General features: G+C 57.9%; 16 protein-coding genes and 1 pseudogene. 12 read left to right on the plus strand and 5 right to left on the minus strand.

From position 1 onward, the window contains the following. Positions 1–69 precede the first annotated feature (69 nt). The 5 genes from OMR58_RS17890 to OMR58_RS17910 all read left to right on the plus strand — a co-directional run bounded on the left by OMR58_RS17890 (position 70) and on the right by OMR58_RS17910 (position 4510). Positions 70–1407, plus strand: a complete 1338-nt coding sequence (locus OMR58_RS17890) for a glycoside hydrolase family 10 protein (protein WP_200546502.1) — start codon at positions 70–72, stop codon at positions 1405–1407. 94 nt (positions 1408–1501) lie between these two features. Further along, the gene (locus tag OMR58_RS17895) at positions 1502–2071 is read left to right on the plus strand and encodes a peroxiredoxin (protein ID WP_172606622.1); all 570 of its coding nucleotides are present in this window, start codon (positions 1502–1504) and stop codon (positions 2069–2071) included. A 15-nt stretch (positions 2072–2086) separates the two neighbouring features. Beyond that, positions 2087–3319, plus strand: a complete 1233-nt coding sequence (locus OMR58_RS17900; RefSeq protein ID WP_264546557.1) for a protein-disulfide reductase DsbD family protein — start codon at positions 2087–2089, stop codon at positions 3317–3319. A gap of 14 nt (positions 3320–3333) precedes the next feature. Then, complete coding sequence (locus OMR58_RS17905; protein ID WP_105593811.1) at positions 3334–3891, plus strand: sigma-70 family RNA polymerase sigma factor; 558 nt, start codon at positions 3334–3336, stop codon at positions 3889–3891. After that, complete coding sequence (locus tag OMR58_RS17910; RefSeq protein ID WP_200558856.1) at positions 3878–4510, plus strand: NrsF family protein; 633 nt, start codon at positions 3878–3880, stop codon at positions 4508–4510. The genes OMR58_RS17905 and OMR58_RS17910 overlap by 14 nt, the downstream gene beginning before the upstream one ends. Here the strand turns inward: OMR58_RS17910 and OMR58_RS17915 are convergent. The 5 genes and pseudogenes from OMR58_RS17915 to OMR58_RS17935 form a co-directional block, all read right to left on the minus strand. Beyond that, positions 4470–5591, minus strand: a complete 1122-nt coding sequence (locus OMR58_RS17915) for an ABC transporter ATP-binding protein (protein WP_264546558.1) — start codon at positions 5589–5591, stop codon at positions 4470–4472. The two genes, OMR58_RS17910 and OMR58_RS17915, sit on opposite strands and share 41 nt — an antisense overlap. Before the next feature lie 44 nt (positions 5592–5635). Further along, positions 5636–6835, minus strand: coding sequence for an ABC transporter substrate-binding protein (locus OMR58_RS17920; protein ID WP_200558854.1), 1200 nt, complete (start codon positions 6833–6835; stop codon positions 5636–5638). Positions 6836–6859: 24 nt separating this feature from the next. Continuing rightward, a complete protein-coding gene (locus tag OMR58_RS17925) occupies positions 6860–7702 on the minus strand; it encodes a carbohydrate ABC transporter permease (protein ID WP_264546559.1) in 843 nt (280 codons plus the stop codon). Beyond that, complete coding sequence (locus OMR58_RS17930; RefSeq protein ID WP_264546560.1) at positions 7699–8589, minus strand: carbohydrate ABC transporter permease; 891 nt, start codon at positions 8587–8589, stop codon at positions 7699–7701. Before OMR58_RS17930 ends, OMR58_RS17925 begins: the two co-directional genes overlap by 4 nt. Next, positions 8589–9734 (minus strand): annotated as a pseudogene (locus OMR58_RS17935) (Gfo/Idh/MocA family protein). Before OMR58_RS17935 ends, OMR58_RS17930 begins: the two are co-directional and overlap by 1 nt. A 331-nt stretch (positions 9735–10065) precedes the next feature. Between OMR58_RS17935 and OMR58_RS17940 the strand changes: the two are divergent. From OMR58_RS17940 to OMR58_RS17970, 7 genes are all read left to right on the plus strand, one after another. Then, positions 10066–10581, plus strand: a complete 516-nt coding sequence (locus OMR58_RS17940; protein ID WP_200558850.1) for an RNA polymerase sigma factor — start codon at positions 10066–10068, stop codon at positions 10579–10581. A gap of 64 nt (positions 10582–10645) precedes the next feature. Next, entirely contained in the window at positions 10646–11635 is a 990-nt protein-coding gene (locus OMR58_RS17945) for a FecR family protein (RefSeq protein ID WP_264546561.1), read from the plus strand. Positions 11636–11832: 197 nt separating this feature from the next. Then, the gene (locus OMR58_RS17950) at positions 11833–13629 is read left to right on the plus strand and encodes an ABC transporter ATP-binding protein/permease (protein ID WP_264546562.1); all 1797 of its coding nucleotides are present in this window, start codon (positions 11833–11835) and stop codon (positions 13627–13629) included. Between the two features lie 82 nt (positions 13630–13711). Continuing rightward, on the plus strand, positions 13712–16210 hold the full coding sequence (locus OMR58_RS17955) for a TonB-dependent siderophore receptor (protein WP_264546563.1): 2499 nt from the start codon (positions 13712–13714) through the stop codon (positions 16208–16210). A 30-nt stretch (positions 16211–16240) separates the two neighbouring features. Beyond that, positions 16241–18991 (plus strand): M16 family metallopeptidase, encoded by a 2751-nt coding sequence (locus OMR58_RS17960; RefSeq protein WP_264546564.1) that lies wholly within the window; start codon positions 16241–16243, stop codon positions 18989–18991. Continuing rightward, the gene (gene trxA, locus OMR58_RS17965; protein WP_200558845.1) at positions 18988–19326 is read left to right on the plus strand and encodes a thioredoxin; all 339 of its coding nucleotides are present in this window, start codon (positions 18988–18990) and stop codon (positions 19324–19326) included. The genes OMR58_RS17960 and trxA overlap by 4 nt, the downstream gene beginning before the upstream one ends. Then, positions 19323–20210: a hypothetical protein gene (locus OMR58_RS17970; protein WP_200558844.1), complete on the plus strand. Its 888-nt coding sequence runs from the start codon at positions 19323–19325 to the stop codon at positions 20208–20210. The genes trxA and OMR58_RS17970 overlap by 4 nt, the downstream gene beginning before the upstream one ends. The last annotated feature ends 41 nt before the right edge of the window (positions 20211–20251 follow it).

The raw sequence follows: 20251 nt of genomic DNA on the forward strand, positions 1-20251 counted from the left end.
CTACATTGACAACGTTGCAGATAATAAGAAAATACCTTTCACTCAACGTCGGTATGAAAAAGGAAGTCAATCATCGTCCGGTTCCGTCACCTCTCGCCTCGGGCTAAATGTCAGTCCGGCCTGCTTATCGCCGCCGCGCTGCTCCTTGCCAGCTGTGCCAGCAAACCGCCGGTTTCTCTGGTCACGCCGCTACCGCCCGTAGCGAATCCGAATCAGCCTCAGCCGCCGATATCGCCACACAGCCAGCAGCCGATGCGCGGCGTGTGGTTAACCACCGTTTCCCGCCTGGACTGGCCGCCGATCGCGTCGGTTAATATCAGCAACGATGCCGTACGCATCAGCCAGCAGAAAAAAGCGCTGACCGATAAGCTGGACAAGCTGAAAAGCCTCGGCATCAATACGGTGTTCTTCCAGGTGAAACCGGATGGCACTGCGCTGTGGCCGTCAAAAATCCTGCCGTGGTCGGATATGATGACCGGCAAAATCGGCCGGGACCCGGGCTACGATCCGCTGCAGTTTATGCTGGATGAAGCGCACCGGCGCGGCATCAAGGTTCACGCCTGGTTTAACCCCTATCGTGTCACGGTCAATACTAAACCCGGAACCGTTGCCGAACTGAACCGCACTCTGTCGCAGAATCCGGCCAGCGTTTTTGTGCTGCACCGCGACTGGATTCGTACTTCCGGCGATCGCTATGTGCTTGACCCGGGCATTCCCGACGCCCGCGACTGGATCACCAGCATTGTCGCAGAGGTGGTCGCGCGCTATCCCGTCGACGGCGTGCAGTTTGATGATTATTTCTATACCGAGTCGCCAGGATCTGCCCTTAACGACAGCCAGACCTTCAGACAGTACGGCCAGGGCTTTGCCTCCAAAGCCGACTGGCGGCGGCATAACACCCAGCTGCTGATTGAACAGGTTTCACGCACCATTAAACAGCTGAAGCCAGATGTGGAGTTTGGCGTCAGCCCGGCCGGAGTATGGCGCAACCGTTCCCATGACGCCGCAGGCTCCGACACGCGCGGCGCTGCCGCCTATGACGAATCCTATGCAGATACCCGCCGCTGGGTGCAGCAGGGGCTGCTGGACTACATTGCCCCGCAAATCTACTGGCCTTTCGCCCGCGATGCCGCCCGCTATGACGTGCTGGCAAAGTGGTGGGCGGAGGTAGTGAAACCGACCAAAACCCGTCTTTATATCGGCATTGCGCTGTATAAAGTCGGTGAACCATCGAAGAACGAGCCGGACTGGACCATCGGTGGCGGCGTGCCGGAGCTGAAGAAACAGCTCGATCTGAATGAGTCGCTGCCACAAATCAGTGGCACCATCCTGTTCCGGGAGAACTACCTGAATCAGCCACAGACGCAGGAAGCGGTTAACTATCTGAGGAAACGCTGGGGAGAATAATTATTTTCTGCCCGGCGCAACTTTTCTGTCTGCTGCTGCGAACTGATTAAGGAGTCAACCAAACCGGTACTCACTTACTTCGCAGGAGCAGATAATGAAACTGAAAAAACTCGCCTCTACACTGACCTTCTCCGCCGCGCTGGGCCTGTCCGCCCTTGCCTTTAATGCCGGAGCCGCTCTGCCCGCCGGGGCGAAGGCCCCGGATTTTGAGCTGCAGGGCGCACTGGCCGGTAAGCCGATCACCTTCTCGCTGCAAAAAGCGCTGCAAAAAGGCCCGGTCGTACTGTACTTCTTCCCGGCAGCCTTCAGCGCGGGCTGCACGATTGAAGCCCACGACTTTGCCGAAGCGACCGATGACTTTACGAAAATGGGCGCAACGGTCATTGGCGTAACCGCCGGAAATACCGAGCAGGTCAGCGACTTCTCCAAACTGGAGTGCCGGGATAAATTTGCCGTGGCCGCCGATCCGGGAGCCAAAGTCGCCGGTGAATACCAGACCCAGATGCAGATGAAGGGCAAAACCCTCTCGGACCGTACCTCTTATGTGATCGCACCGGATGGCAACATTCTGCTGAGCTACACTGACAGAAACCCGGAAACCCATATCGAGAAGACGCTGGCCGCCGTGAAGCAGTACGACGCGGCTCATCCACGTACCCACTAAGCAACGAGGCCAGCGATGTTAACTGCCATGCTGGCCGCCTTTATTGGCGGCATCATTCTGAACTTTATGCCCTGCGTGTTTCCGGTGATCTCACTGAAGGCATTCGGGCTGCTGCGCCATGCGGATAACTCTGCCGGCACCCGTCGCGAAGGTCTGGGCTTTCTGCTGGGCGTAACGGTGACCATGATGGCACTGGCGGGGATACTTCTTGCGGCACGCGCAGGAGGCGCGGCGGTGGGCTGGGGATTCCAGCTACAGTCGCCGCTGGTTATCGCCCTGCTGTCGCTGGTGATCCTTGCGGCGGCGCTGAATCTGCTGGGCGTTTTCGAAGTTGGCTTATCCGCGCAGCGCGTGGGTGCGCTTGATGTGGGCCGTGGCGCTTTTGTTCGCTCCGCGCTGACCGGCGCGCTGGCAATTATCGTCGCCACGCCGTGCGCCGCACCGTTTATGGCCAGCGCGATTGGCTATGCACTGGTGCAGCCGCCGGCGGTGGCGCTGGTGATCTTCTTTGCGCTGGCGCTGGGGTTTGCCGCGCCCTTTACTCTGATTTCGCTGTTCCCGGCGCTGGCACGGCTGTTGCCGAAACCGGGAGCGTGGATGGATATCCTCAAGCGCGGGCTGGCCTTCCCGATGTTTGGTGCCTACGCGTGGCTGGTGTGGGTACTGGCGCAGCAGGCCGGTAGCGCCGCGCTGGCAACCCTGCTGACCGCTTCCGTGGTGCTGAGTTTCGCAGCCTGGCTGTACGGTATGGCACAACATCGCCACCTGCAGGGGAAAGGCCACAGGCTGATGTATGCGCTCACCGCCGTGCTGATTGTGGCCGTGCTGGCCCCGCTTCCTGGCCTGATCAAACCGGGGGATGCACTGCCCGGAGAAACGGCCACAGCGGAAGTTGTTCAGGAAAAATGGACGCCGCAGACCGTTGCCGCCGAGCGCGGACAGGGTAAAGCCATCTTTGTGAACTTTACCGCCTCCTGGTGTATAACCTGTCAGGTTAATGAGAAAACCTCGCTCTCCACCCAGGCGGTGAAAGACGTGCTGGCCAAAACCGGCACGCGGTATATGGTGGCGGATTCGACCAAATTTAACCCCGACGTGGACGATGCCCTTAACGAGTTTGGTCAGGGCGGCCTGCCGCTGTACGTGGTGTATCCCGCCGACGGCGGACCACCGAAAGTGCTGCCGCAGGTGCTGACGCCGGGTATTGTGGTCAATGCACTGAACCAGGCAGCCGGTAAAAAAGCGTAATAACAAGGCGGAAGATGGAAATGAACGACAGCGCGCGCGAAAGCTGGCCCGCGCTAATGGAACAGGCGCAGGCAGGCGATCGGCCTGCCTATACCCGGCTGCTGAAAGCGCTGGTGCCGGTGATCCGTTCACAGGTGCGCAGACAGGTTGCTGACGATGTGTTAACCGAGGATGTAGTGCAGGATGTGCTGCTGACGGTACATCGTGTGCGCCATACCTACGATCCCGCCTTTCCCTTTCTGCCGTGGCTGATGGCCATTATCTCCGCACGCGCGATCGATGCCCTGCGGCGGCGCGGGCGCTACCAGCAATGGGAAATTCCGGAAGAGACGCTGCCGGAGCCGGTAAGCCAGCCGAACATGCAGCGTGCGGAAAGCCAGCAGGAGCTGGAAGGCTATCTGAGCCAGCTGCCTTTGCGGCAGCGGGAAATTGTTGAACACGTTCACCTGCGCGAAATGAGCCTGACGGAAGCCGCCGCGCATAACCATCTGACGGTCGCCGCAGTGAAATCCCTGCTGCACCGGGCGCTAAAAAATCTGCGCCGTTTTGGAGCCAACCATGACCGATCATAATGCTTTAATTGAAAAACTCGGGCGGGAAATCAAGCCCGTCAGGCGTATCTGGCCCACGGGTCTGCGGGTGATGGCCTGGCTTGCCGTCGCCCTGCCTTGCGCCGTCGCCGCCAGCTTTCTGGTGCCGCGCGGGCTGACCGACTGGTCGCAGCCCGGCGCAAAGCTGGCGATCCTTCAAATTGCCCTGGCCTTTTTACTCGGTACGCTAGCCATCCGCGGTGCTTTTACCCTGAGCATCGCCGGGCGCCGAACCTTGAGCTGGAAAGCGCTGTTGCCGATTGCGCTGATGTGGTTCGGGCTGAGCGTAATAAATATGCAGGGCAACGGCGCGATCTTGCATGATGACGACAGCACGCGCTGTTTCACCTTCCTGATGGTGGTCAGTACGCCGATGATGCTGCTGATGATTGCCAGCCTGCGCCGCAGCCGTTCGCTGCATCCGGTACGCAGCCTGGCGATGGCGGGTGTGGGCATTTCCAGCCTGGCGGTCAGCCTGCTGGCCTTCTGTCACCCGATACATCTGCATGTACTGGACTTTGTCATGCACCTTGCCGCAGTGGTGTCGATTGTGGCGCTGACTATTCTGGTCGGCAAACGCTGGGTGGCGCTGGATAAGTAACGCAGCGATTTCCCCCGGCGTCAAACAACAGAATGCGGTCAGCCGGAAAGCGCACATAGCAGCGGGAAAGCTGTGACCTGTCAATGTAGTCCGCCGTCACGCAACAAGCGGGCTGCCCGCCGATTTCGCCGTACAGCATGCTTTGATTTCCCTGCCATTCCACGTTGATGATCTCAAACGGCAGCTCACCTTCAATGCCCGTCGCCGTCGGGCTGAGAAGGATATGCTCCGGGCGGATCGCCAGAGTGACATTGTCACTTAAAGGGGGCTCAGACAGCGTCAGCAGCGGGATATGTGGTAATGACGGCAGCGCAAGCTGTAAGCGCCCGTCGCGCTGATGCTCAATCGCCGTGGTAAAGTTGTTGATCTGCGGATGACCAATAAACCGAGCCACAAACAGGCTGCGCGGCTGGAAGTACAGCTCCTGCGGGGTGCCGCTCTGCTCGATGCGACCTTTGTTCAGTACCACAATACGATCGGCCATGGTCATCGCCTCAATCTGATCGTGGGTGACGTACAGCGTGGTGACGCCCAGCGTACGGTGCAGGCGTGAGATCTCCTGCCGCATGCTGCCCCTCAGCCCGGCATCAAGGTTAGACAGCGGCTCATCGAACAGAAAAATCGCCGGTTTACGTACGATCGCGCGGCCGATAGCCACCCGCTGACGCTGCCCGCCTGAGAGCATACCGGGCTTGTGCCGCAGATATGCCGTCAGCTGTAACGACTCTGCCGCCGCGTGGACCGCCGCGACGATCTGCGCTTCCGGCAGCTTTGCAACCCGCAGCGGAAAGGCCAGATTTTCAAAGACGCTGAGATGGGGATAGAGCGCGTAGGACTGAAAGACCATCGCCACTTCACGCTCAATGGGCGATGCCTCGCTGACGTCGCGATCGTCCAGCAGGATGCGGCCGCCGTGGATCTCCTCCAGCCCCGCCAGGCTGCGCAGCAGCGTGGTTTTCCCGCAGCCGGACGGCCCGACAAACACCACAAATTCGCCCTGCTGAATGGTTAAATTGATGTCATGCAGGATTATTTGACCCTGATGGCGTTTTTCCAGATGTTCAATACGTAACTGACGCATAGCTTCCTCAGGTCATGGCCCGCACTCAGGCGGGCCACCGGCATTTATTTGCCGTTCTGTTCCAGTGCCTGGGCGGCGGTTTTCACGGCCTGCTCAGGCGTGGCCTGATTCAGTAACACCTGCTGGATAGCGGTGTTGATCGTCTGCTGGAACTGCTCCGGATCGTAGAACAGCGGTTCCGCTTTCCCCAGGGCCACGCCGTCGATAAACGGCTTCCAGCTGGCATCTTCCGCCACCAGCTGTTTCGGTCCGTGATCCGGGCGCACCGGGGTAAAGCCGTAGCCCTTCTCATAGGCCAGCTGACGGTCCGGGGTGGTAATAAATTTCGCAAAGGCAATCGCTTTATCTTCCACGCCGGTGCCTTTAAAAATCGCCAGGCTGTCGGTGACCAGCAGATTGCTCGGCTTACCGTGCGGGCCATACGGCAGCGGCGCAACGCCCCACTCCAGACCCGCCGGGAACTGACCGCGCTCCCACGAGCCGGACATAAACATCGCCACTTTGCCCTGATGGAACAGCGGACGCAGCGCTTCGGCATCGTAGGCCACCGGACCCGGCTCGGCGTACGGCAGGATCTTCTTGTACCACTCCAGCGTTTCCACCGCCTGCGGTGAGTTAAACACCACTTTGTCGCCGTCCAGCACCGCGCCGCCGTTGCTGTACAGCCACAGCAGGAAGCTGTGCGTGGTGCTGCTGAAGGCTTTACCGGTCAGGCCGAAGCCCGCCGCGCCGGTTTTCTCTTTGATAATGCGCGAATCGTCCAGCAGTTCCTGCCAGGTCTTCGGCGGCTGCTCCGGGTTCAGGCCCGCCTGCTTAAACAGCGCTTTGTTCCAGAACAGCGCGCGGGTGGACAGCGCCACCGGCAGGCCAAGATATTGGCCCTCGTAGCTTACGGTATCCAGCACCGCCGGGTAGTAGCTGCCCTTTTCTGCCGCACTGAGCGGCACCGGTACGATCAGGTCGTTCTGATAGAAGCGGGTCAGCGTACGCGAGCCTACCTGCGCCAGCGCCGGGGCATTACCGGCAGAGGCCAGCGTGGTGACCTTCTGCTCGCACTGATCCCAGCCGACCACCTCCAGCACGACTTTGTAACCGGGATTGGCCTGGTTAAACGCGCTGATATTCTCTTCAATTCCCGGTGAGGCTTTACTGCCGCACTGGATGAAATTGATAATTTTTTCATTGGCCGCCTGCGCACCGGATGCCGCCAGCGCCAGTAAAATCCCCATGGCTAACTTGTTCATATTTCCCCTGAATGAAAGATAAAATTAATGCTTAACGGCACCTTTGGTTAACCCATCGATTAAATACCGCTGTAGGACGACGAAAATCAGCAGTGCGGGAACGATGCCGACCAGACAGGCCGCCATTAATTCATTCCACTGCACGGTATTGCGGCCAAAGAAGTCGAAGATGCCGACCGCGATGGGCATGTATTCACGCTTTGAGTTAAAGGTCAGCGCGAAGATAAATTGATTGGCATAGCTGTTGATAAAGGTAATCACCGCCACGGCCACCAGCCCGGGTTTGATCAGCGGCAGGATGACACGGCGCAGAATATAGATCCGGCCTGCGCCGTCGCAGCGCGCAGCATCCTCCAGATCTCGCGGGATTTGCACCAGATAAGTCCGCAGCAGCCACACCGCCGTGGGGATTAAAAACGCCGTGCCCGGAACGATCATCCCGGCATAGCTGTTCAGCATCCCCCACGTTTTCATCATGCGGTAAAGCGGGATCAGCAGTACCGCCCCTGAGAAGACGTTCACCCCCAGAAACAGCGCCCAGAAGTAGCGCACGCCGGGTATGGGCAGCCGGGTCAGCGCGTAGGCGGCAGGCACGGACAGTAGCAGCGTCAGCAGCGTTGAAACACCGGCGATCAGCACGCTGTTAAAGATGTAACGTGGCAGATACGGCACCCGCTGCCACATGTTTTGCCAGGCCTCCAGTGAAAAGTGCTGCGGCAAAGGATGCCAGGGCGTGCGAAACAGCGAAGACAGCGGGCTGAATGCGGCTTTGACCGCCTCAAAAAAGGGAAACAGCAGCACCAGCAGAAACAGGAAAATGGCCGCATACAGCGCGATTTTTTCATGCAGACGATAGCGGTTAATCACGGACGTACTTCTCCCGGCTGCCGGGTTCGCAGCAGCGCAAAATAGCCAAAGGCAAACAGCAGCGTCACCACGGCGATCATCACGCTTTTTGCGGCACCCAGCCCGAAGCGGAAACTGCCAATCCCCGTACGGTAAGCGTCAATAATCAGCGTGTTGGTCGCATCCAGCGGCCCGCCGCGCGTCAGTATCCAGATGGCATCGAAAGCATTGAGAGTGAACAGCGAAGAGAGCACACCCATACTGGCGACTGCGGGCCACATCAGCGGCAGCGTGATGCGCCGCACGCGGTAGCCGCGCCCTGCTCCGTCCACCCATGCCGCCTCATACAAATCGCCCGGTATACCCTGCAGGGCTGCCAGCAGAAACAGCGCGACCATGGGAATACCGACCCAGATATCAGCAATCGCTGAGGCAAAAAAAGCGCTGTTGGGGAAGGCCAGAAACTCAAACGGCCCTTCCAGCAGGCCGCTGCGCTGGAGCAGGCCGGAAATCGCGCCGAACTGGCCGTTATACAGCCAGCTCCAGATGAACATGCTGATGGCCACCGGGATCACCCACGGCGGAATAATCAGCAGCCGGAACAGCTTTTTTCCCGCCAGTGAGGCATTCAGCAGCAGTGCGCCAATCAGGCCAAACAGCAGTTTCATTGCCACGGCAAACAGCGTCCACAGCAGCGTTCGCAGCAGCACGCTGAAAAAGTCGTCGTTAAGCAGAGTCCGGTAGTTCTGCCAGCCGACCCACTGATAGCTCTGCCGCAGCGAGGCATTGGTAAACGACAGGATCACGGTGTTAATCAGCGGCCACAGCACCAGAGCCAGCAGATAGAACACGGCCGGAGCCATCAGCAGCAGCGCCAGCCGCCTGTCGCGGCGATACGAGCGGGACATCAGGCTTCGCCGTTCAGCGCCACGTCAAAACGCCGCCAGCTTTCGGTCAGATCCAGCAGGCTGCCGCTGCGGCGCGCTTCATCTATTTTGATCGCCGTCAGCCCTGCTTCCAGCGCGTCGATCACCGATACCGGCAGCGGCTAGTTATGCAGCAGATGATCGACAATGTCCTTCACCATCCGCTCATCGCCACCGTAGTGATGGCCCAGTTCGGTGCGGGAATAGTGATGGTTGTCGACAATTTTCTCCCCGTCCGGCGAGCGGTGCACCTGCAGGGTATTGCGGATGAAATCGCCCTCTGCGGTGGCCGTAGTACCCACGATGCAGAAGCGACGGAACAGATCCGGCACGTTGAGGTTGGCGTGAAATGCCATGGTTGCACCGTTCTGGTATTCAATAATCGCCGTCTGGTAGTCCACGATATCGCCGTCGTTATCAAATACGGCTGTGCTGCCCTGCCAGCCCGCCGGTTTGCTGTGGTGAATATCTTCCCGCTCCAGCGCCGCATTTTCCGGCACGAACAGCTTTCTACCGCCGAAGCTGGCCACGCGAACGGCGCGCGCGCCGACGATCCCCTGGTAGATATCCAGGTCGTGGCAGCATTTCTCCAGCAGGAAACCGCCGGAATATTTCTCATAGCGCCGCCAGTCGCGCATAAAGAACGCGCCGTGATAAGGCGGGATATGTTCAGAGGCTTCAATGCTGGAGATTTCGCCCAGCGTACCGTTGGTTTTCAGGGATTTGAGGTCGGCATACAGCGGCGTGTAGCGCATCACCAGCCCGACCAGAATGCGGTCTGCGCTAAAGCGATGGATCAGACGGGCCAGCGCCAGGGTCTGTTCTTCACTGGCGACGATCGGTTTTTCGCACAGCACCCGGTGGCCGGCTTCCAGCGCGGCGGTGATATGTTCAAGATGCAGATGATTCGGCGACCCGATCAGCACTAAATCCAGATCGGGCACGGCAAGCAGTTCATCGATCGCGGAGAACGCTTTTCCGGTGTTTACCCCAAATTCTTTGGTGTAGGGCAATCCAACCGGCTCAGGATCGGCATAGCCGACGATCTCCAGATTGGGCACCAGTTCGGAAAAAATCCTTGCCACATAGCCCAGGCGCAGCCCCAGACCGATAATTGCAATTTTCACTTTTTACATCCGCCGTATGGATTGAATTAAACAACGGCAGAGGGTAAATAGCCTGTTATCTGAAAGATAATAATAATTACGGGTTACGTATGCAGAATTACAGATATAGCCAACTCATTACAATTCATAAAGTTAGAGATTTAAATAATCATGGGTGATGACAATTAAAATATTCTTAACCGATTCGTAATGTCGCGTGTTGCGGTACTTTTCCGTCCGTTGAAAAATGATATACGAATATCATATAACGCAAAGACTGTAACTTTTTCATGCGCTGTGCCACTTTGTCGCCAACCGGGGTTGGTTTCAACCATTCTAATAAGGCACCGCTATGTTAGCCAAAGAAGCTGACGTCAACATTGTTGATGTCTTTGTCGACGTTTACGCCACGCTGTTTAAAATTGTGAGCTATCGCACTGGCGCAACCCATATTGCCCAGGACATTACGCAGGAGATTTACTTCAAGATCATCAACGTAGCCAATGAATTCCCGCAGTACAGCGATGCCAGGAATTACCTGATTCGCGTTGCGTTAAATGCGTCAAACGACTATCGTCGTAACGAAAAGCGACGGGAGCAGATCCTCAGCGGCGCACTCCATCTGTTCGAGAGCTATTCGCCCTCACCGGAAGACAGCCACTACAGCGTGGAGAAAATTAATCTTCTTGATGCCGCGCTGTCTGAACTCCCTGAAAAGTGCCGCGAGATCCTCTACCTCAACCGCGTTGAGGGGCTGACCCATAAAGAGATCGCCAAACGGATGGATATCTCTATCAGTCTGGTTGAAAAATATGCGGTCAGAACGCTGATCCAGTGCCGTGACGTGATTAAAAAGTCCGGGGGATGACCGCTTCACGCTTTGGCAACACCATGAATTTATGGAATATTAAGCTCCGAAACGGAAAATAACTGTGGCGCTCAATAACGATCCCTGTAGGCCCGAGGACGAAGTTCTGGAAGATGAAGCCATCCACTGGCTGGTCAGAATGATGTCCGGCAGCTTCTCGTCCGCCGAATTAAAACAGTTTGAAGCCTGGCGTCGGACCAGCCCGGAGCATCAGGCTGCGCTTTCGCGAGCGACCGATCTGTGGGTGCAGCTCGGCAAACCGCTGGAAGCCAGCCATCGTGCGATCCTCTATCCTGCCGACAGTGTTGTTGCCTCCGGCTGGCCTTTTGCCCTGCCGCCAAAACGGGCGATGATGGCGCTTTTTTTACTGGTTATCAGCACGATGGGCTGCTACCAGTGGATGAGCTACTGGCGCTTTAACTATGCTACCCGGCTGGGCGAGTTTCGTGAGGTGTCGCTCAATGACGGCAGCACCATGTGGCTGAATACCGACAGCGCGGCCAACGTTGAGATCAGCGGCTCCCAGCGTCACGTGACCCTGGCGCGCGGCGAAGCCTTTTTTGACGTGAAGCACGATGAGCAACTCCCGTTCACCGTTGACGCCGGCAGCGGCCATATCCGCGTACTGGGAACCGCGTTTGGCGTGAAGATTGACGGCGAAAATACCGTGGTTACCGTGCAGCGCGGCAAAGTCAGCGTGTCCGGCGACCGGCAGAAAACCGTGACCGTTGACCCGGACCGGTCGGTTACCCTGAACCCCAGCGATAACAGCCTGACGGTGGCGCAGGTTGACGCCGCGCGGCAGCTCGCCTGGCAGAAAGGCCTGCTGATTTTTGAAAACAACACGCTTAACGAAATTGTTCACACCCTGGGCCACTACGACAGCCGGGCGGTGTATCTGGATTATCCGCAGAAAGATACGCTGCGCCTGAATGCCAGCATCAATATTGCCCGCGTTGACGACTGGTACAGCCAGCTGGAAAAAGCGCTGCCGCTGCGTGTGACCCGCCTTGGCCCGGTGATCTGGATACGTCAGGCACCTGACGCAGGCTGATTTTCGCAGCACGCCAGTCGCCGCCGCAAAATTTTTTCCCTCCTGCTGATTGCAGATTCGCTACACCCCACGCGTTCTAAATGAGACACGTTCATCCTCTCCGTAACCGGGGAGGATGCCAAACCGTCTAAACGTTAAGGTGAAGTAATGCGTACTGGCAACGATCCTGCCTGCGAGATCTCTCCGGGAGCTGTGCGATGAAAGACAGCAAAACCCCCGAAATCAATAAAAAAGATTACCGTATCTCCCGCCTGCTGATGCGCCGGATAGGAATGCTGACGTTTCCGTTCTGGCGGCAGCGCGATCACCGCCGCTGGTGGCTGCTGATGTCGGTGCTGTTGCTGATGACGCCCTCGTTTGCCGCCATCGGTTACTGGACCGCTAACCTGACGGCCGAGATGACCAACGCCATTGTGGCGCGCAAGCAGAGTACCTACGCCAGCCTGTTCTGGCTGATCACCGCCGTTACTGTGGCGACCTGGTTCATTCAGTCGGTGATGTATTACATGAGCAGCGTGCTGATTGTGCGCTGGCGCAGCTGGCTGACCGACTGGCTGGTGAGCCGCTACCTGCGCCACCGCACCTACTACAACATCACGGTGCATGAGGATCTGGATAACCCCGACCAGCGTATTCAGGGCGATGTTGACCCGTTTGTCACCGTACTGACCGGCATCCCACTGCAAATCATCAGCCAGCTGATGGGGCTGCTCACCGGCGGAATTATTATCGCGTCGATCAGCGAAACGATGATGTGGTACGTGATTATCTACGCGGTGATTTCCACGGCGATAACCCTGGTGATGTACACCCCGATGATTCGGCTGAATTTTAACAGCACGGTGGCGGAAGCCGATTTACGCTACGGCCTGCTGCACGTCCGGGATAATGCGGAAACCGTGGCGTTTTATCGCGGTGAAAAGACGGAAAAGAAGCAGATTGACGGACGGCTGGCCAGCGCCACCGACAGCCGGATGGCCATTCTGATCTACCAGCTGAAAATGTCGATGATCAACTTCGGTATGGGCCAGCTGTGGAACCTGGCGCCGTTCTTTCTGATCGCCCCGCTGTTTTTTGAAAACAAAATTGAGTTCGGTGCCATTGCCATGGCCACCACCGCCGCCACGCAGATGATGACCGCCCTGACCACCCTGTCCCAGTTTATCCCGACTATCGCCAGTATGGCACCGAGCGCGGTACGCCTTGCGCAGATTGTCGAACGCTTTGATGAACTGGACCAGCAGCGTGAAGATGAAAAGCAGCACAGCATCCGCATCCGGCGCGGCCCGCTGATCGCCCTGCATAACGTCAGCCTGGAAACGCCGGGCGGAGAGCAGGCGCTGGTGCAGGATCTCTCGTTGACCGTGTCGCCCGGTGAACATCTGCTGATCCAGGGGCAGACCGGGATCGGTAAAAGCTCGCTGCTGCGCGCGATGGCCGGGCTGTGGCAGCGTGGGCGCGGAGAAATCGTCATGCCCGCGATTGAAGAGTGCTTTTTCCTGCCGCAGCGTCCCTACATGATTCTGGCTAACCTGCGTGCCCAGCTGCTGTATCCCAACACTGAACGCGAGGTGTCGGATGATGAGCTTCAGGCCTGCCTGGAGAAGGTCAGCCTGCCCGACCTCTGCGAGAAATACGGCGATTTCAACAGCGTGCGCGACTGGGGGAAAGTGCTGTCGCTCGGCGAGCAGCAGCGGATTGGCTTTGCCCGCGTGCTGCTCGCCAGGCCCCGGTTCGCCTTCCTCGACGAAGCCACCAGCGCGGTGGATATCGATACTGAACGCCGTCTCTATCTGCTGCTGGCCGATATCGGCACCACCTTTATCAGCGTCGGGCATCGCCCTTCAATTACCGAATTCCATAAAGAAATGCTGCTATTACAGCCGAAAGGAAAATGGTGTATTGGCCTGAATACGTCCGTTATTGATGTTCAGCAGCAGCAGGAACATCAATTAAATCCGCCTGAAAAAAACCGTGAAGAAGTTATTTTTTAAAGGCAGTGAGGTTTTTAAATAGTCATTACGTTTTATTTAAAACAGTCATGACTCTGGGGATTCAATGGTGAAGCAAGGCAAGATGAATATAAAAACATTGTCGTTAATGATAGCAGTAGCGTTATTTTTACCCTCATCAGTGGTTTATTCCGCTTCGGCGGAAAATACGCAGCAATCGACGAATTCGCTAACGGAATATCACATACCGGCCGGTAATTTAGGCACCGCGCTGCTGCAGTTCAGTATGCAGAGTGGGCTACAGTTAATTGCGCCCAGCAGCTTAACCGACGGACACGCAACTCAGGGAGTGAGTGGGAAATTCAGCGCAACGCAGGCGCTGAACCAGCTGCTGGCGGGTAGCGCGTTAAGCTTTACTCTTGACAGCCAGAATAACGCCGTCACGCTGATCGGCACGCCGTCCGGCGGCGGTGCAAATGTGCTGGATGCGGTGAGGGTGGACGGCGATGCCACCGTCGCGGAAGGCGGCGGCAACGGCAGTACCGATGTGACAGCCACCGAGGGCAGCGACAGCTACACCACCACGGCGGTCAGCATCGGCTCGAAAACACCGCAGTCACTGAAGGAAACGCCGCAAAGCGTTAGCGTCATTACCAGCAAGCAAATTAAAGATCAGAACCTGACCGATCTGGATGGCGTAATGTCAAAAGTGGCCGGGATCACCGTCAGGCAAACCGGTGGTAACGAGGAATATTATTCGCGCGGTTGGCGGGTCACCAATATTCAGCTGGACGGCGGCACGCCCATTCAGCTGTATGACAATATCTCCAACGGCGACAGTTCTTTCTCCTCTTTCGATATGTCGATGTTTGACCATGCGGAAATTCTGCGCGGCGGCGACAGCCTGAACAGCGTCGGCAGCAGTTCTCCCGGCGGCAGTATTAACCTGACTCGTAAACGACCGCTGGATCACGGCCAGGTTGCGATTAGTGTACAGGCCGGTTCGTGGAATGACTATCGCTCGTCGGTTGATGTCACCGGCCCGCTGGCGTTTGATGGCAAACTGCGCGGCCGCGCCGTCGCCACCTGGCAGGATAAGGATCAGTATTATCATCCCTCCGGCGACAGCACCCGCCTGCTTTACGGTATTCTCGAAGCCGATCTGACGCCCACCACGCTGTTTTCTGTCGGCGGCAGCTACACGCAGAAAAAGAATCTGCCGTGGGAAGGCGGCCTGTCGCGCTATCAGTCCGGCGCGGACGCGCATTACGCCCGGGATACCAGCCTGGCCCTGCCGTGGAGCCATCGTCAGCTGATCTCCCGCGAACTGTTTACCCAACTGAAACAGGAGCTGGGGGAACACTGGGCGCTGAATTCTCAACTGACTTACTTCAGTCAGGACTACACCAATCGCCAGGGATCGCTGGTGGGCGCAGTGCCGGATCTGATCGACGATGCGCGCTATACCGATATGAACGCGGAGGATGCCATCGGCAAGCAGTATCTGGCCGATGCCAATCTGGTGGGAAAGTTTGATGTTTTCTCCCTGCCGCAGCAGGTTTCCTTCTCCGGCAGCTATCAGAAAAACAAGTATACCGGCACCTCATATAACCGCGCCTACGGCGATGCCTCTCTCTCTGTTCCCGAACCCGACTGGGAGCCAGAAGGCTCAACCCTCGCCCGCTATAACAGCGCGAACCTGGTGGCGAAAATTGACGCCGTACTGCTGCCCTTTCTGCCGGATCTGCACTTCCAGTCCGCAGTTCGCTGGGATCGCTACGACGCCAACTATCAGGTGGTGGATGTCGTCGGGCTTAATGTGAAAACGTCACGCACGTCGGTGCCTTACTACGCGCTGCGCTACGACTTTTCACCGGAATGGTCGGTGTACGGCAGCTATACCGATCTTTATCAGTTCCAGGCCTATATGCGCACCGCCAACGATACGCCGCTGCCGCCGATGACCGGCAGTACCAAAGAGATCGGGGTGAAATACAGCAACGGATCGACCAACGCCTCGCTTTCCGCCTACCGCGCCCTGCGTCGTGACGGTGCGCAGTTCGATAGCCTGAATTTCAACTGCTCTCTCGGCTGCTATCGCCTGAGCAGTGCTGAAGAAACCAGTGAAGGGGTTGATTTCGATATTACCGGTGAACCACTGCCGCGCTGGTCGGTGAATTTTGGTTATTCCTATAACAACAATAAAACCCGTCCCGACCCGGAAAGCACCAGTCAGGACAAAACGCTGTCGTCCTTTACACCGAAGCATATGTTCAAGCTGTGGAATGATTTTCAGCTCAGCGGCAACGAATATCTGAATAAAACCCGCGTCGGTTTGGGCGTGATTGCGCAGACCCGCAGCTTCACCGCCGGTGAAGTGTGCGGCAAGGTCAATGCCGACGGCACCTGCGACGATAACTACGTGGCCTACCAGTTTGGTCAGGGTTTCTACAGCGTGTTTTCTGCCCGCACCGCGTACAAGTTTAACGACCAGTGGTCGGTGGCGCTCAACGTCAACAACCTGTTCGATCGCCGCTATTACGGCACCACCGGCGGCGTGGACTCCGGTAACTGGTACGGTGCGCCGCGCAATGTGGTGGTTAGCGTTGACGGGACATTCTGATAATCAGCAGCAGGTTAATCGAGAGTTTGCATGAATACACAAAATCTGAACGAACAGCATAGCGCAGGAGCGCTGTCGGATAGCGATACGCTGGCCATTCCCTGTGAAACATTCACCCTGGAAAACGGCTTAACCGTGATCGTTCACGAAAATCACCAGTCGCCGGTGGTGGCGGTGAACGTCTGGTATCGCGTGGGAGCCAAGGATGAGCCCGCAGGGAAAACCGGCTTTGCCCATCTGTTCGAGCATCTGATGTTTGGCGGCAGCGGCAACCTGCCCGGTTCATATCTGGAACGGATGCTCGAGGCCGGAGCATTACAGGTAAACGGCACCACCAGCCGCGATCGCACCAATTATTATCAGACCGTACCGCTGGAGGCGCTGGATTTTGCCCTGTTTGCGGAATCCGATCGCATGGGGCATTTTCTTGAAGGACTCCAGCAGGACGTGCTGGATCGCCAGCTAAACGTAGTGCTGAACGAAAAACAGGAGCGTGAAAGCGCCCCCTATGGCATGGCGTCGGTACGTAGTATCAAAGCCTGCTTCCCGGTCGGCCATCCCTACGCGCATACCGTACTGGGGGAAGAAGCCGATCTTAAAAATGCCACGCTGGAGGATGCCCGCGCCTGGTTCCAGCGCTGGTATCGCCCTTCAAACGCGGTGCTGACGCTGGCAGGGGCCATTGATTTGGCAACGGCAAAAGAAAAAGTCAGCCGATTTTTTGCACATATCCCAACGGGCGAGCCGCTACAGCGCCCCGCAGTTTGGGTCAGTGCGATCCAGGGCGGGCGCAGGGAGATCCTGGAAGATCGGGTAACTCATGCCCGCGTGATGCTGAGCTGGAATTTACCGCCGTACGGTGATGCGGATACCACCGCCCTGCTGCTGCTGCCGCAGCTTTTGACCCACGGCGTGCTGTCGGTGATGCACCGGCAGCTGGTACAGGAGTCGGCGATAGCGACCTTTGTTAATGCGTGGATCGATCCGGGGCTGGTGTGCAGCCAGCTGACCATTTCGGCCCAGGTCCAGAACGGTGCTTCTCCCGCTGAACTGGAAGCGGCGATTCTGGCGATTCTGGCCGATTTTACCGCCAGCGGCACCCCGGCAGACAACCTGGAACGGGTACGTGAGGTTTATCTGACCAGCGCGCTGAAGAGCTATTCGACGGTGACGGATATCGCCGATCTGCTCTCTTTCAGCGTCGGCATGCTCGGCGATGCGCAGGGTTACAGCCGGTTGCTGAACAGCGTTGCGACCGTCAGCGGCGAGACGCTTCGTCAGACTGCCGCACGCTGGTTAAATGAAGACCGCTACAGTCTGCATATTATTCCGTTTACCGCCCGCAGCGCGGAAATTCCGTCGCCGCCACGAGAGGTGCCGCCGATCGTATTATCCGGTGAGTTCGCCCAGCCTGAACTGCGCCGTGCGCGGCTGGATAACGGCATGCCGGTTATTTTCTCCTCCCGCCCACAGCAGCCGGAAACGCTGATCTCACTGGTTATCCCGCGCGGTTCTTCGTGGGATGTATTTGCCACGGCGGGGGCCGGGCAACTGCTGAGCCAGTTGCTTTCTGAATGCGGAGCCGGGGATTTCACCGCCGATGAGATAGCCGATCGCGCTGAGCGCCTGGGCGCGGATATGGATGTCAGCATCGGCCAGGACAATATGCTGGTTACGCTGCGGGCGCTGACTTCTCGTCTGGGCGAATCGCTGGCACTGTTCTCTGCCCGCGTGCGTCACAGCCACTTTACCGAACAGGAGTTTGAGCGCAGCCGCAGTCGTAAAATTAATCGACTGGAATCCCACCTCAACACGGCGGACGGCATGGTTTCCCTGCTGCTGTCGCAGACGTTGTTCTCCGCCGGGCACCCTTACGCCCAGCCGCTGTTCGGCTCCGGCACGCCCGCCACGCTGGCGGAGATGAGCTTTACCGGTCTGTCAGAACATCAGCAGCGGCTGCTGGTGCCGGACGGCGCGCAGTTTGTGATTGCCGGTAGCGGTGATTTCGATGCCCTCATCAGCCAGCTGAATACGCTGTTTGGCGACTGGCGCAGTGAATCCGCCAGCGAAAGCCTGGTTCTGCCAGCGCTGACTGCCAGTACGGCTGCCGTGTATCTGATTGATAAACCGGGAGTAAGCCAGACGACCATCGCCGCCGCCTCGCTGATCCCTCCGGGTGAAACGCAGGACGATGCGGCTTTCAACCTGCTGCATGAGGCGCTGCTCAACGGCTTCGCTTCCCGGCTTAACGCCTCTCTGCGTGAAGAACATAACTGGACCTACGGCGTTCACGGCATCCTGACCCAGGCCAGAGCCGCACGGATTCAGGGGTTCTACACCACCGTGCAGGCCGACTGCAGCGGCGATGCCCTGAATGAAGTCTGGCATCAGCTGACGGCGATCGACGGCGACCGGCCCGTAACGGTGGAAGAGCTGGAAAAATTCCGCCGGGGAGAGCTGCTGCGGCTGCGCGGCGGTTCGGAAGGCGTAGGTCAGCAGCTGCAGGATGTCCGCTTTATCGTTGTCCAGCAAAAAACCGATGACTACTGGCAAAGATATGCGCAACAGCTGTCCGCCCTGACCACCGACGATCTGCAACGGCTGGCGGCGACCTTAATCAAGCCGCTGGGTATGGCGTGGGTGGTGGTGGCGGACATGGCTGAGGCAGAAGCGGATATTTGCCGCGCACTGCCGCCAGGACTGCCGGTCATCCGCTTGAAAGACAACGACTTACCGGGACTGAACCCGCTCAACGTTCTACCGCAGGAGCCAACGCTGTGACAGAAAAAACCGACGATCAACATGCGGACCTGCTGGGCGATCTGCTGGCCGGTGAGGCAACGGTGCTGCTGGATTTTTGGGCAGAATGGTGCCAGCCCTGCCAGATGATTGCCCCGCTGATCGATGAAACGGCGCGGCAGCGCAACGGAGAACTGGCGGTGGTGAAGGTCAACATCGACGAGCGGCCCGAGATTGCCAGCCTGTTGGCGGTTCGCAGCATTCCGACGCTGATCCTGTTCCGTCACGGTAGTGAAGTGGCGCGCTACAGCGGCGTGATGAATAAACTGCGCCTGAACGCCTGGCTGGGACAATCAGACAAGGGACCCGCCGTATGAGTATCGCCTTTGGCGGCAGCCCGCAACGAAAACAGCAGGTGCTCAGCCAGCTTGAAAACAGCTGGCTGAGCGGAAAAATTCATCCTCACGGCGCTTTCTGGCAGGGCGAGTCCGGCACCTTCAGCGGCTGCGCGGTGCGCGGCGGGCTGGACGATTACGTTAGCGTGACCGGCCTCCCCGCGTCTTTTGCCCTGCTCGCCGACCGGCTTGCGTTTGAGGATGAGGCGTTCGATATCCACTGGGCGCGAGAGTGGTTTACCTCTCTGGCTGCGGGCCAGGATCTCAGCGGCATTGAACCCGCGATGTTAAGCGCACTGCTGGGCACGGTGCAGGAACAACTGGAAGTGTGCCGCGAAGAGATTGCACCGCCGATCCTGACTCTGCTGGAGAGGCTGACGGCGCTGCATCGCGCCAGCCCGCCGCTGCCGGGGAACGCTGCGCCCTGGCAGAGTGTGCAGCAGGCGGTAATGGATTTGCCGCAGTCGCCGGATGATTCGATATTGAATTATTACCTTATCGCACTTCTGGAAGCGCTGTGCTGGCCGCTCGCTGAGTCGGTCACCCTGTTTACCGACCTGCTGTCGCCCGTACAGGGCCTTAACTACCATGTTGCCAGGATACGCTGCGGTTGGAGTGCTCAGTGGCAGCAGCGCGAGCAGGAAATTAATCAACGCTTTGAAGAAGCGCTGGCGAATCACACTGCCAATCAAGCCGGAGAATATTCAGAAGAGCAGCTGACAACACTGCGCAGCGATATTGTCGGCAGGCTTATCGCCGACAATCCCGATTATTTCACACTGATCGACAATATAGAGAAACAGATCCGAGAGGATCGCGAACGGCTGAAAGCGCAATTCATCACCCTGCTGGCAGGTCACTATTAAATCCCCTGCGCGAATAAGCAGGCAGTTAACATTACCGGAGT

Origin of the sequence: Erwinia sp. INIA01 (assembly GCF_025947915.1) — a bacterium.
In the GTDB taxonomy this organism is placed as follows: Bacteria; Pseudomonadota; Gammaproteobacteria; order Enterobacterales; family Enterobacteriaceae; genus Erwinia; species Erwinia coffeiphila.